This window comes from Rhodococcus opacus (genome assembly GCF_012396235.1).
Taxonomy (GTDB): Bacteria; Actinomycetota; Actinomycetes; order Mycobacteriales; family Mycobacteriaceae; genus Rhodococcus_F; species Rhodococcus_F opacus.
Window position 1 is genome coordinate 139,508 of sequence record NZ_JAAXPA010000012.1, and the last position, 13,088, is coordinate 152,595.

A 13,088-nucleotide genomic window follows, 5' to 3' on the forward strand; every position below is an offset into this window, starting at 1 on the left:
TCGGAAATTGCCACGCTGAACCCCATGCCAGGAACACCACGAGAACGCGCCCGCGAGCAGACGCTGCAGGACATCACGAGGATCGGACGCGAACAGCTGGCCGCGGTCGGCGCCGCTGCCCTGTCGCTGCGGGCCGTCGCACGGGACCTCGGCGTCGTGTCGTCCGCCGTCTACCGGTACGTCAAGAGCCGCGACGAACTGCTGACGCTGCTCGTCGTCGACGGATACAACGAACTCGGCGACGCCGCGGAGGCGGCCGTGGCCTCCGCAGCCGAACCGCGGGAACAGTTCCTGGCGCTCGGCCGTGCGGTGCGCGAGTGGGCGCTGCGCGAGCCCGCCCGCTACGGATTGCTGTTCGGCAGCCCGGTTCCCGGCTACCACGCGCCCGGCGAGCAGACCACGACTCCGGGGACGCGGGTGATCTACGCACTCGTCGGGATCTTCGACAACGCGTTCCGGGCGGGCAAGCTCGAGGCGGCCGCGGCGGCGCCCATCGACGACGAGCTCGCGGCAGACCTCGACCGCATCCGCGCCGAACTCGGACTCACCACCCCCGACCATCTGCTCGCCCGCGGCGTGCTGGTCTGGTCGGCGCTGTTCGGGGCGGTGAACTTCGAGGTGTTCGAGCAGTACGGCGCCGACACGTTCACCACACCGGGGGCACTGTTCGAGCACCACCTCGCGGTCCTGGCCGAGACGGCGGGGCTGCCGGCGGCGTAAAGCGGCGAACCGGACGCAGGTCGCGTCCTCCGTCACATCGCGTCCGCCGCGGTGGGATGATGTTCAGGTGGCGCACGCAGAAGAACCCGAAGATCGAACGGCGTCGACGGAACCGGTGGTCCGGCCCGGCAGCCTGTTGGTCTCGTCCACAGATCTCGTCGAACCCGCATTCCGTCGCACCGTGATCTACGTGATCGAGCACAACGACGCCGGCAGCCTCGGCGTGGTCATCAACCGTCCCAGCGAAACCGCGGTGCACGACGTGCTGCCACAGTGGGCGCCGCTCGCCGCGCGCCCGTCCGCGTTGTACGTCGGCGGTCCCGTCAAACGGGACGCCGCACTGTGCCTGGCGACACTGCGCACCGGCGCGCAGCCCGACGGTGTCGCGGGTCTGCGCCGGGTCCACGGCCGCGTGGTGATGGTGGATCTCGACTCCGACCCCGAGGTCATCGCCCCGCTGGTGGAGGGTGTCCGGATCTTCGCCGGTTACTCGGGATGGACGTACGGTCAGCTCGACTCGGAACTCCAGCGCGACGACTGGATCGTCATCTCGGCCCTCGCGTCGGACGTGGTCGCTCCCGCCCGGGTCGACGTGTGGGCGCAGGTGCTGCGCCGGCAGCCGCTCCCCCTCGCCCTGCTCGCCACCCACCCGATCGACGTCGAGCGCAACTAGACACACCCCGCGCACGTCCCTGGACTGTCGGGGACGGGTGGTATCAACAGAGGTGGGGAACGAAGTGAGGAGGACAGCACACGTGATCGACACCTGTCACGGAACATTGATCGTGCACACGCTCTACGGAGCAGAGTGCACGGACGAGTCGTGCGCCGAGTTGTCCGAGGCCCGGCACGCACTGATCATCGACTGCGACGAATTCGGCGACTGCGTGTGCTCGGCGGAGTTCGCCGAGCAGCTGCGTCACGCATCCTGAGAACCCACCTCGAGCGTCACCCCGACCTCCGACAGGCGTCGGCGCAGCTTCGGAAGATGGCTGCCCGGCCAGTACAGCTGCGCACAGTCCTGGCACCGGCTGAACTCGTGTTCGTTGCCCGCGACGCCCGGTGGTGCCTCGGCCAGCGCCTCGGCACGGGGAACCGGCGCGAGAAGCCCGTTGCAGCGCGCGCACCGGGTGAACGGCGAGATCCGCGACCGAAGGTCGAAGCGGTCCAGCACTTCCCGCAACTGCCGGCGTGGGTCCGTTTCGTGCAGGAACGCGCCGTGGGTGAGCGCCGACCTCTTGAGTAGGCCGGTGTCCCGGGTCAGGACGATGCGATGCTCGGACAGGGAGATGTCCACCAGTTCCGGGTCGGCGAAGTCGTTGCGGTAACGGGTGTCGAAGCCCAGCAGGCGGAGGTAGCGGGCGAGTCGGCCGAGATGCACGTCGAGCACGAACGTCGGGTCCCGCAGCGGTCGGGGACGCAGTTTCGTGACTCCGGTCAGATCGAGTCGCTCGAACATCGGGTACACCGCGACGCGTTCGCCGCCGCGCAGCAGGTGGGCGAAATCGACGGACACCTCGTCGACGAGGATCAGATCCACCTCGGTGTGCGGGACCCCCAGCGCCTCGATCCGGTCCTTCACCGACGGGGTGCCGTCGAACTCGTGCTCGAAAGTGTGCTTGCGCCGCACCGGCGGCAGAAAGTCGTTCAGCTCCTCGTAGAAGCGGAATTCGCAGTGACGAAGTGGCTCGGGCATCGGCATTTCACGTCCTCATGCCACAGTACTGGCCGACTCCTCGCGGCTGCGCTTCGAATACTGCTGCGCGAGCGCGGCGCAGACGATCAGCTGGATCTGGTGGAAGATCATCAGCGGCAGCACGATCAGCCCCACCGGCTGTCCCACGAACAGGACCGAGGCCATCGGCAGACCCGTCGCGAGACTCTTCTTCGATCCGCAGAAGACGATGACGATCCGGTCGGGAACGGAGAATCCCAGCTTCAGGCCGGCCAGGGCCGTGACGGCGAGCACGACCGCGAGGACGACGCAGCACACCAGCACGACACCGATCACCTGCCAGACCGTCACGGTGTGCCAGATTCCCTCGTTCATGCTCGCGCTGAACGCCGAGAAGACCACGAGGAAGATCGAGCCGCGATCCACGATCCGGGTGGGCTCGGAGTGCTTCTGCAACCAGTCGATGACGAGCGGCCGGATCAGCTGGCCGACGAAGAACGGCAGGAGAAGCTGCAGCACGATGTCGAGGATCGACGAGAAATCGACGTGGGCGTCGCCGGTGGTGTTCATCAGCAGGATCACCAGCGCCGGTGTCACGAACACACCGATGAGATTGGAGAACGACGCGCTCACGATCGCCCCGGCCACGTTGCCCTTGGCGATGGACGTGAACGCGATCGACGACTGGACCGTCGACGGAACCAGGCACAGGTACAGGATGCCGGTGTACAGGTCCTCGCTGAGCACCCCCGGCACGAGGATGCGCAGCGCGAGCCCGATCAGCGGGAAGAGCACGAACGTCGCGGCGAACACGACCGAATGCAGCCGCCAGTGTTTCAGCCCCTTCAGCGCCTCCTGCGGCGACAGCCGCGCGCCGTACAGCAGGAACAGGATGCCGATCGCGATCCGGGTGGCCCAGTCGAGCACCGTCTGACCGGTCCCCGACACCGGGAACACGCTCCCCAGGATCGCCACGGCGACGATGCCGAGGACGAACCCGTCGAGGTGGAACCGGCTGAGAAATTTCACTGCGTCGAGGGTAGAGCGGCGTCGTCACGACCCTTCGTGCGGACGCTCAGCACCGCGAGGACGCCGCACAGGGCGGCGCCGATGATCGCGAGTTCGATGATGGCCACGTGCATGCCCTGGACGGTGATGGCGATGCCCGCGCAGATGGACGGCACGGCGAGACCGACGTAGCCGACGGTGAAGAACGCGGCGAGCGTCCCGCCCTGGGCGTCGGGGGCGTGCTCCGCGGCGGCGGCACCCACGGCCCGCATCGCTCCGGCGAACGAGAGACCGTGTCCCACACCGACGATGACGGTCACGACGCACAGCAGGGCGAGGGACGGCACGAAGTCGACGACGAGCAACCCGATCATGCCTGCGCCGACGGCGCCGATGCCCAGGGTTCGGCAGAGTACGGTTCCGAGCCGATTGGCCACGAGCTGCGCTGTCACCGAGCAGATCATGACCAGTGCGGCGGCACCGCCGGCGACCACGAGGTTGCTCACGCCGAGCAGGCCGATGATCCACGTCGGGACCACCGACTGGAACAGGCCGACGGCGCCCCACGCCAGCGCGACGCCGAGGGAGGACAGCCAGAACACCTGACGGATGGGTGCGGGGACGTGCGGGACCTGGAACACCTGGGTGGGTCGTGACGGCCCGCCGGTGGGTGCGGGGAGCAGCAGCACCATGATCAGCGCGGGCAGGAGTGCCAGCGCGAACAGCACGTACGGCAGGACCAGGGCGTGCGGCAGGTACTGCGCGACGGCCCCGCCGAACAGCGGGCCCAGCGACGCACCGAGCGCGGTGGTGAGGGTGGCGGCGAGACCCGCCCGGCGCAGGTTCCGGGCCGGTTCGTGCTCGATGAGGGCGGCGGACCCGGCGGCCGAGCACGCGCCGACGGCGATGCCCTGGGCGATTCGGCCGAAGAACAGCCAGAGGGTCGAGTCGGCGAACGCGAGGACCACGGCGCCCAGCGCGCTGAAGGAGATGGCGGCCAGTAACACGAAGCGGCGTCCCAGTGCGTCGGACAGCGGGCCGAAGAACAGCAGCGAGGGAAGCAGTCCGGCGACGTAGACGGCGAAGATCAGCGTCTGGACCAGCGGGGTGAATCCGAACTCGTGGCGGTAGAGCGAGTACAGCGCCGTGGGGATGTTGGCGCCGAGGAGCAGCACGACGAGGAGGTAGTTCAGGCCGTGGAAGTGGCGGCTGGTGGTGCGGGCCGTGACGGTCGGGACGGTGTCGGCGTGAGCGGTTGACGTGGACGTGTGGGGTCGCCTCCTCAGGCTGTCCGAATACATGGGACGTCCTACGTAGTTTAGGCGGGCCGGTCGTCAGTCGCGAGCCGGCGAGGTGTGAGGATGAGTACATGGCAGTGGTTCGGCGCGAGTCCGCGTATCAGCAGTCCCTGGACTGGATGCGTGGCCGGATCGCCCAGGGCGACTGGACGGTGGGCGAGCGGATCCCGACGGAACCCGAGCTGATGACGCTGCTCGGGGTCGGGCGCAACACCGTGCGCGAGGCCATCAAGACCCTCACGTCGACGGGCATCCTCGAGATCCGGCGCGGGTCCGGGACGTTCGTGCGGGCCCGCACCGACATCGGCGGGCTGCTCGGGCGGCAGGTCGCGGTCGCCGAGATGCTGAACGTCTTCGAAGTCCGGCGAGCGCTCGAGACCGAGGCCGTCCGCCTGGCATGCGGTCGCCGCACGGACGACGATCTGCGGTCCCTGTCTGCGCTACTCGACGAGCGGCAGCGAACGACGGATCAGCCGTCCCGGTTCGCGGACGCCGACCTCGCGTTCCACCTCGGGGTCGTGGAGGCCGCGCACAATCCGGTGCTGTCCGACCTGTTCGCCGGCATCCTCGAACCCACCCGCGCCACGTACGACTTCACCGAGGGCGTCCACCCCCCGTCGCTGACCACCGACGACCACCGTGCCGTCGTCGACGCGATCGCCGCCCGCGACGAGGACGCCGCGGTCCGGGCCGCCCTCGGCTACCTCGACCGCGTGCTCGACGCGGTGCACCAGGCCTCCCGCCCGTGAGTGGTTGACGAGTCCCTGCACTCCCGGGCCACTCACGGGCGGCGGAGCCGCCTGTCGGCGAACGTGTTGAGCGCCCCGGCCATGTCCTCGGCCCGTGCGCTGGTGACGGTCAGCCGGTCGCCGCATGCGGTCGTGACGATCACGGCGGGACCGGTCCTCGTCACGACGCCGTAGTTCCGTCGGCCCTTCACCTTGAGTCCCCAGCCGCCGAAGTCGTCGAACGGCTTGATCACGTCGACGCGGGCGCCCTCGATCTCGTCGACGTCGTAGTGCAGGGCGGTCATGCCCATGTTCACCACCCGGATACCGGACGGATCGACGATCACCCGGAAGCGAAGCAAGCTCACGATCAGCAGCCCGACCGGCACGAACACCGCGAGGGGCCACCACCCGTCGACGAGCAGGCAGACGGCGACAGCGGGCGCGACACCCAGCAGCAGGAGCAACACCAGCGAGCCGACGGTGCCGAAACCGACCGTGTCCGCGACCGTCGCCGGGTCGTCGGCGCGCGGCAACCGGGGGTCGGGTGGACTCGTGGCGGACACCCGGGACCGGTAGTCGCGCAGCAGGGCGGCGCCGAGCAGGCCGACGACCGCGCCGATCACGACGCCGAGGCCGAGCGACCACAACGGAAGTTCGGTATTCGAGACGTCTGTGACGTCGAGTTGGACGTAGAGCAGCACCACCTGCACCGTCAGGATCAGACCGACCACGGACAATCCGACGACGAGCATCGTGCGACGCATCATCAGCATCGCCTGGGCCAGGGCGGCGATCGCGGCGCATCCGCCACCGAACAGCACCGTCACCAGGGCAAACGTCCAGGCGCTGGACATCGGGGTGGCGAAGCCGTCGGGCGAGGTGGTGGTCCAGTGGGTGGCGATCTCCGCCGGGAGCCGCGGTTCCCAGACCTTCGTGAGGATCACCCCGCACAGGGCGGCGACCACCGGCAGCAGGAGACCGAACACTGCGCCTGCGGGGTCGACGACGCGCGAGGACTTCACCGGACGGGCCGTCGCCAGCCGGTCAGGACGGCTGGCAGGCGCCCTTCAGCGAGCACGCGCCGCAGGAACTGCCGCACCCGCCGGTGTCGGCAGCGGGCACCGCCGCGGCGGCACGGGCACCGAGCGATCCGCCCGTCGCCGCGGTGAGAGCGGCAGCCACGACGCTGACGAGGACGGCGCCGATTCCGAAGACTCCGCCGATCAGGATTCCGGCGATTCCGCCGATGACGAGGAGCCCGGCAGCGGCAAGCAGGGTGGGCCCTGCGACCTTGTTGGCCAGCGCGAACGTCTGATCGTCGCGCATCGTCTCGGGGGTGCGGACACCCGCCCACCGGTTGCGCGGGAGGCGCTCGGCGAGGCCTGCAACGGCGACACCGGAGACAGCGACGGCGAGCACGAACAGCACGACGGAGGCAATCAACACGTGACCAGGATACGGCGGACCCGGACGCGCAGGTGAGCCCGGGTGGGGTGAGGCTCTACCCTGGTTGACGGTATCCCCCTAATTCAGAATGTCAGCCAAGTAGATAGCGACCACAGTGACCGAGCACGTGCAGCCCGCCAACCCGTCCGACGCGACCCCGCAGCACCGCTACACCGCGGAACTCGCCGGCCAGATCGAGCAGCGCTGGCAGGACCGGTGGAGCGAGGAGGGCACGTTCAACGCGCCCAACCCGGTCGGTCCCCTCGCCGGCGACGTTCCCGCGGACAAGTTGTTCGTGCAGGACATGTTCCCGTACCCGTCGGGGACGGGTCTGCACGTGGGCCACCCGCTCGGCTACATCGCCACCGACGTGTTCGCCCGCTATCACCGCATGCAGGGCCACAACGTGCTGCACACCCTCGGCTACGACGCGTTCGGTCTACCTGCCGAGCAGTACGCCGTGCAGACGGGCACGCACCCGCGGACCACCACCGAGGCCAACATCGGCAACATGAAGCGGCAGCTGCGCCGCCTCGGGCTCGGCCACGACGAACGCCGCACGTTCGCGACCACCGACACCGACTTCTACCACTGGACGCAGTGGATCTTCCTGCAGATCCACGACGCGTGGTTCGACAAGGAGGCGGGCAAGGCCCGGCGCATCTCGGAGCTCGAGGCCGAGTTCGTGTCGGGTGCGCGGTCGCTGGAGGACGGACGGGACTGGGCGTCGCTGTCCGTGTCCGAGAAGGAGGCGGTCCTCGACTCCTACCGCCTCGTCTACCACTCCGATTCGATGGTCAACTGGTGTCCCGGTCTGGGCACGGTGCTGGCGAACGAAGAGGTCACCGCGGACGGTCGCAGCGACCGCGGCAACTTTCCCGTGTTCCGTAAGCACCTGCAGCAGTGGATGATGCGCATCACCGCGTACTCGGACCGTCTGGTGGACGACCTGGAGTACCTGGACTGGCCCGAGAAGGTCAAGACCATGCAGCGCAACTGGATCGGGCGCTCGCACGGTGCGCAGGTGAAGTTCGCCGTGGCGGTCGAGCGGAGCGAGGGTGAATCCACGGTCCACGACGTCGAGGTGTTCACGACGCGTCCGGACACGCTGTTCGGCGCGACGTACGTGACGCTGGCGCCGGAGCACGAACTGGTGGACGACATCGTTGCGGCCGAGTGGCCCGAGGGTGTCGATTCGCGCTGGACCGGTGGTGCCGCGACTCCCGCTGAAGCGGTTGCGGCGTACCGGAAGTCGATCGCGTCGAAGTCGGATCTCGAGCGTCAGGAGTACAAGGAGAAGACGGGTGTCTTCCTCGGCACCTACGCCGTGAACCCGGTGAACGGGCACAACCTGCCGGTGTTCATCGCCGACTACGTCCTCACCGGCTACGGCACGGGCGCCATCATGGCCGTCCCGGGTCACGACCACCGCGACTACGAGTTCGCGACCGAGTTCGGCCTCGACATCGTCGAGGTGATCTCCGGCGGCGACCTCACCAAGGACGCGTACACCGGCGACGGCACCATCGTGAACTCCGATTTCCTGAACGGGATGAGCGTCGCCGACGCCAAGAAGGCGATCACCGACCGCCTGGAAGCGGACGGCACCGGCAAGGGCACCATCCAGTACAAGCTGCGCGACTGGCTGTTCGCGCGTCAGCGGTACTGGGGCGAGCCGTTCCCGATCGTGTACGACGCCGAGGGCAACGCGCACGCCCTGCCGGAATCGTCTCTGCCGGTGGAGCTCCCGGAGGTCGAGGACTACGCACCCGTGTCGTTCGATCCCGACGACGCGTCCTCGGAGCCCTCTCCCCCGCTGGCGAAGGCCGTCGACTGGGTCGACGTCGAACTCGACCTCGGTGACGGACTGCAGACGTACCGCCGCGACACCAACGTGATGCCGCAGTGGGCGGGCAGCTCGTGGTACCAGCTGCGGTACATCGACCCCACCAACCCGGACGTGTTCTGCGACAAGGAGAACGAACGGTACTGGACGGGTCCGCGGCCGGAGATCCACGGACCGAACGATCCCGGCGGCGTCGACCTGTACGTCGGCGGTGTCGAGCACGCGGTGCTGCACCTGCTGTACTCGCGGTTCTGGCACAAGGTGCTGTTCGACCTCGGCTATGTCAGCTCGAGCGAGCCGTACCGCCGGCTGTACAACCAGGGCTACATCCAGGCGTACGCGTACACCGACGCGCGTGGCGTGTACGTGCCCGCCGACGAGGTGGAGGAGAAGGACGGCAAGTTCTTCCACCAGGGCGTCGAGGTCAACCGCGAGTACGGGAAGATGGGCAAGAGCCTCAAGAATTCCGTGTCGCCGGACGAGATCTGCGAGGAGTACGGCGCCGACACGCTCCGCGTGTACGAGATGTCGATGGGCCCGCTGGACACGTCCCGTCCGTGGGCGACCAAGGACGTCGTCGGTGCGCAGCGCTTCCTGCAGCGCGCCTGGCGTGTGGTGGTCGACGAGGAGTCCGGTGCACTGCGCGTCACCGACGACGCCCCGACGGAGGACACGCTGCGCGCGCTGAACAAGGCGATCGCCGGTGTCGGCGAGGACTACACGGCCCTGCGGGACAACACGGCGGCGGCCAAGCTGATCGAGTACACCAACCACCTCACCAAGGCGTACCCCGGCGGTGCCCCCCGCTCGGTGGTGGAGCCGCTGGTGCTGATGCTGGCACCGCTGGCCCCGCACCTCGCGGAGGAACTGTGGTCGCGGCTCGGGCACGAGAAGTCCCTGGCCCACGGACCGTTCCCGGTGGCCGAGGAGAAGTGGCTGGTGGAAGACACCGTCGAGTACCCGATCCAGGTCAACGGCAAGGTCCGCAGCCGCGTGACCGTCGCCGCCGACGCCCCGCGCGAGGAGATCGAGAAGATCGCGCTGGCCGACGACAAGATCGTGGCGCTCCTCGACGGCCAGGATCCCCGCAAGGTGATCGTCGTCCCCGGCAAGATGGTCAACATAGTGCGCTGACGCGCCCGTGAGTACTTGTTAACCACGGGCGGTTGATAAGTACTCACGGGTGGTTTGATACATGGGTGCAACTCGTGATCGAGGCAACCGACCTTCCCGGATCGTCGTGCCCGCCGGGGGCCAATTTCCCCGGCTACGACAACATCCACGTGGCGGTGCAACGCCGCGGTGCCCACGCCGGCCTGCTCGGTCTGCATCCGGGAGACGCGACCACCGCCCGCTGGGTTCTCGACTGCACGGCGACCCCGACGCCGACGGGTCTCGACATCACCGGACCGTACGTGCAGGGCCGTCCGGGCGCGCGGTTCGTCTACCTGTCGTGGGGGGCGGTCGATGCCGACGGCGGATTCGACATGTTCCGCCGGGCGAAGTTGATGTGGGACGCGGTGGATCCGGCGACTGCGGAGGCCGCGTCGGCTGCCGGTCGCATCACGGCGCGGCTCGGGCTCACCGACGCCCGCGGAAATCCGCTGTGCGCTGCGGTGCGTCCGCCGTCGATCGAGTGGTCGGCGTAGCCGATCGCCGTATCCCCTGCGCGTAGGGTGAGGGTATCGGCGGCACTTCGCATGCGAACGCCCAAGATCGCGTCGCCGCCGACAGAGATATCGGCTGCCTCGCGGCCGAGGCGGGAGCGTCGTCATGACGCTACAACAGGATCGCAACTTTCCGGGTCGTCTTCACGGTGCCCATACTCGTGGCGGCCCGGCGCAGTCGCCGCGCCTGCGGTTGAAGCCCGAAGCGCCCGGTGCGGGCACCGTGGACGGCGCCTGGTGGCCCCGATCGCGCGACCTCACCGTGGAGATTCCGGATCTGGTTGCGCTGGTGGCAATTCGAGTGGGTGTCGTCGTTCGGGTCGTGTACGACATCAAGGCCTGGCTTCCTGCTCCGCGCCGCATCATGGTTGCGGGTCGATCGGTACATCTCGACGGCTACGAGTACCAGCCGATCAACACCCTGTACGTGAGCGGTGTGAAGCGGACGAGGCTGACGCTTCTGGTGGTGCCCCCCGAGGCCGATGCCCGCTATGCCGATTCGACGATGCACAGGGCGGCCAACCCCAACAGTGCCCTGACCGCCGACGAGCTGCTGATGTCGGGCATCAGGGGCATCAGGGATGGCTTCGACCGCACCTCGAGCGCGAAGGGACGTGAACGATGACGCACGACGAAAACATCACGTATTCCGGTCGTGGGCTGGGACTCTCTCGGCCGACGGCCGACGGTGGGCAGCCTTTCGACGCACCCACCCGGACCCCGAGACTGCTCCTGCGCGCTCGTGGCGAGGTCTCGGAGGGTGTCGACGGGGCGTGGTGGCCCCGGACCACCAACCTGACCACCGAATTGCACGACCTGATCAGCGCACTGACGGATCGAGTGGGAACGACCGAACGCGTCGCCTTCGACTGGAACTCGTTGAGCATCTCGCAACGCGGCATCGACCGGCAGGACGGAATCGAGGTGTCCGGCCCGGATCCGGACCAGCCGCCCGACATCATGTACGTCTTCGGCACCGACGGCCGTCGGCTCGACATCCTGATCGTCGGACCCAACACGGACGCCGACAATGCTTTCGAGGCGATGCAGAGGGCGGTGGGTCTCGCTCCGGACCGATAGACGCTATCGGCTCTCGGACCCGTGCAGGGCCGGCGGCCGTTCGAGGTGACGGGGACGCTTCTCCCGCATCCACGGCAGCGCTGCGGACGCGATCAGGACGACGGCCATTCCCGTCCACTGCGGCGGGGACAGTTGCTCGCCCAGCAGAATCTGCGCGGCCAGTCGTCGGCATCGCCGGCGGCAAAGGCGTCCAGTGCGGTTCTGGGTCTGATCGTGATCCTGGTGCGCCGCGGAATCCCGGAGTCGTCGCGCTGGCTCCTGAAGAACGGCCGCGTGGCCGACGCCGAGGCCGTGGTCGAGAAGATTTACGAGGAGAAACTCGACCTGAGCAAGGTCACGGTCGAGGACACGGCGGACAAAGCCGAAGGCCGACATCCGGATCTACTTCCGGGGCCAGTACCTTGCCCGGCTGATCATGTGCAGCGCTTTGTATCTGGCGGTCGTCACCCCGCTCTACGCACTGCTGACCTTTCTGCCCACGATCCTGTCGGGCTTCTCGATCTCCGGCGACGGTTCCGCGGGGCTCATCGTCGAAACCGTCATCATCGGGCTCATCGTCGCCGGATCCATTCCCGCGCTGTTCCTGGTCGAGAAGTGGGGCCGGCGTCCGATCGCCGTGGTCCCGCTGGCACTGATGGTGATTCCGCTGGCAGGACTGTGGTTGTGGGCGGACGGGCCCCTCTGGTTCATCGTCGCCGCCTTCTGCGCGTACGCGTTCATCTCCGGCGGTCCGAGCATCCTGGTGTGGATCTACCCCAACGAACTCTTCCCCACCGAGTTCAGGGCGACTGCGGTGGGAATCGCCACCGCGGTGAGCCGGTTCGGTCCCGCGACGGGCACGTACCTGCTGCCGCTGAGTATCTCGGCCCTGGGAACCGGCACCACGATGCTCTTCGGTGCAGTGCTGACGGCGGTCGCATTCGTGATCTGCTTCTTCATGTCTCCGGAGACGAAGGGGAAGTCACTGGAAGAAGTGTCCTCCGTAACCACTGCTCCGGCCATGGGGGCGAGCGCTCCACGGTTGGAGAAGTTGGAGGAGGCCTCCGCCCCGCGAACCTGACGAATCGTTCCCGTCCGCCCCTGCCGACTCCGCGACGTCGGCAGGGGCGGACCCCTGTGCGGACATGTCCCGCTGCCTGGGAGAAGGGTCTCCCCACCGCGCCGGTGCTGCGTTACTCTCACCACTAGAACACGTTCTATCCGACTGAGGAGTTCGCATCATGGCACCGTCCGCAGAAGACATCCGCAAGACCGTCGAGAGGTACATCGAGGCGGTGGCGACCGGGACCGCCGACGACGTCGTCTCGCTGTACGCCGAGGGCGCCACCGTGGAGGATCCGGTGGGTACCGAGCCCCGGACCACGGTGGAATCGCTGCGGGAGTTCTACGGGGTGATCGAACCGCTGAAGCAGACCGGCGAGCTCCTGACGCTGAAGATCGCCGGCAACTCGGCCGCGTTCCACTTCTCCCTCGTCACCGACCTTGGTGAGCAGAAGCTCGAGATCGCGCCGATCGACGTGATGACGTTCGACGACGACGGCAAGATCACGTCCATGCGCGCCTTCTGGTCGCAGGAGGACATGATCACGAGCTGACCGACTGCCGGGGCCCGGCAAC

At 68.1% G+C, this 13,088-nt stretch carries 14 protein-coding genes and 1 pseudogene; 10 read left to right on the forward strand and 5 right to left on the reverse strand.

Annotation, left to right across the window (positions count from 1 at the left end; translation table 11 throughout):
- The first annotated feature begins 24 nt into the window (after positions 1-24).
- The 3 genes from HGB39_RS18210 (at position 25) to HGB39_RS18220 (ending at position 1,652) form a co-directional block, all read left to right on the forward strand.
- Positions 25-720 (forward strand): TetR/AcrR family transcriptional regulator, encoded by a 696-nt coding sequence (locus HGB39_RS18210; protein ID WP_005574070.1) that lies wholly within the window; start codon positions 25-27, stop codon positions 718-720.
- A gap of 67 nt (positions 721-787) precedes the next feature.
- Positions 788-1,393, forward strand: a complete 606-nt coding sequence (locus HGB39_RS18215; RefSeq protein ID WP_005249144.1) for a YqgE/AlgH family protein — start codon at positions 788-790, stop codon at positions 1,391-1,393.
- A gap of 64 nt (positions 1,394-1,457) precedes the next feature.
- Positions 1,458-1,652 (forward strand): hypothetical protein, encoded by a 195-nt coding sequence (locus tag HGB39_RS18220; RefSeq protein ID WP_043793657.1) that lies wholly within the window; start codon positions 1,458-1,460, stop codon positions 1,650-1,652.
- Here HGB39_RS18220 and HGB39_RS18225 read toward each other — a convergent pair.
- Genes HGB39_RS18225 through HGB39_RS18235 form a run of 3 tightly spaced genes read right to left on the reverse strand, consistent with a single transcriptional unit; the run spans position 1,640 to position 4,704 of the window.
- Positions 1,640-2,422, reverse strand: a complete 783-nt coding sequence (locus HGB39_RS18225; protein WP_005574067.1) for a Mut7-C RNAse domain-containing protein — start codon at positions 2,420-2,422, stop codon at positions 1,640-1,642. The two genes, HGB39_RS18220 and HGB39_RS18225, sit on opposite strands and share 13 nt — an antisense overlap.
- Before the next feature lie 9 nt (positions 2,423-2,431).
- Positions 2,432-3,424, reverse strand: coding sequence for a bile acid:sodium symporter family protein (locus tag HGB39_RS18230; RefSeq protein ID WP_005574065.1), 993 nt, complete (start codon positions 3,422-3,424; stop codon positions 2,432-2,434).
- A complete protein-coding gene (locus HGB39_RS18235) occupies positions 3,421-4,704 on the reverse strand; it encodes an MFS transporter (RefSeq protein WP_005574064.1) in 1,284 nt (427 codons plus the stop codon). The genes HGB39_RS18230 and HGB39_RS18235 overlap by 4 nt, the downstream gene beginning before the upstream one ends.
- Before the next feature lie 68 nt (positions 4,705-4,772).
- Between HGB39_RS18235 and HGB39_RS18240 the strand changes: the two genes are divergently transcribed.
- A complete protein-coding gene (locus tag HGB39_RS18240; protein WP_005574062.1) occupies positions 4,773-5,450 on the forward strand; it encodes a FadR/GntR family transcriptional regulator in 678 nt (225 codons plus the stop codon).
- Between the two features lie 32 nt (positions 5,451-5,482).
- On the opposite strand, the gene HGB39_RS18245 is transcribed toward HGB39_RS18240, so the two are convergent.
- Positions 5,483-6,454 (reverse strand): DUF1648 domain-containing protein, encoded by a 972-nt coding sequence (locus tag HGB39_RS18245; protein WP_064080742.1) that lies wholly within the window; start codon positions 6,452-6,454, stop codon positions 5,483-5,485.
- A 22-nt stretch (positions 6,455-6,476) separates the two neighbouring features.
- Positions 6,477-6,878 carry an SdpI family protein gene (locus HGB39_RS18250; RefSeq protein WP_005249154.1) on the reverse strand — a complete coding sequence of 134 codons (402 nt, stop codon included), beginning with the start codon at positions 6,876-6,878 and terminating at the stop codon, positions 6,477-6,479.
- A 115-nt stretch (positions 6,879-6,993) separates the two neighbouring features.
- Here HGB39_RS18250 and leuS point away from each other — a divergent pair, with 115 nt between their 5' ends.
- From leuS to HGB39_RS18285, 6 genes and pseudogenes are all read left to right on the forward strand, one after another.
- Positions 6,994-9,858: a leucine--tRNA ligase gene (leuS, locus tag HGB39_RS18255; RefSeq protein WP_005572261.1), complete on the forward strand. Its 2,865-nt coding sequence runs from the start codon at positions 6,994-6,996 to the stop codon at positions 9,856-9,858.
- A gap of 65 nt (positions 9,859-9,923) precedes the next feature.
- Complete coding sequence (locus tag HGB39_RS18260) at positions 9,924-10,373, forward strand: DUF5990 family protein (RefSeq protein WP_005572259.1); 450 nt, start codon at positions 9,924-9,926, stop codon at positions 10,371-10,373.
- A gap of 124 nt (positions 10,374-10,497) precedes the next feature.
- Positions 10,498-11,016 (forward strand): DUF5994 family protein, encoded by a 519-nt coding sequence (locus tag HGB39_RS18265; RefSeq protein WP_164709667.1) that lies wholly within the window; start codon positions 10,498-10,500, stop codon positions 11,014-11,016.
- Positions 11,013-11,471 (forward strand): DUF5994 family protein, encoded by a 459-nt coding sequence (locus tag HGB39_RS18270; RefSeq protein WP_005572257.1) that lies wholly within the window; start codon positions 11,013-11,015, stop codon positions 11,469-11,471. Before HGB39_RS18265 ends, HGB39_RS18270 begins: the two co-directional genes overlap by 4 nt.
- Positions 11,472-11,657: 186 nt before the next feature.
- A pseudogene (locus HGB39_RS18280) lies at positions 11,658-12,531 on the forward strand (MFS transporter); the annotation flags it as partial.
- A 160-nt stretch (positions 12,532-12,691) separates the two neighbouring features.
- Positions 12,692-13,066: a nuclear transport factor 2 family protein gene (locus tag HGB39_RS18285; protein WP_005572254.1), complete on the forward strand. Its 375-nt coding sequence runs from the start codon at positions 12,692-12,694 to the stop codon at positions 13,064-13,066.
- The last annotated feature ends 22 nt before the right edge of the window (positions 13,067-13,088 follow it).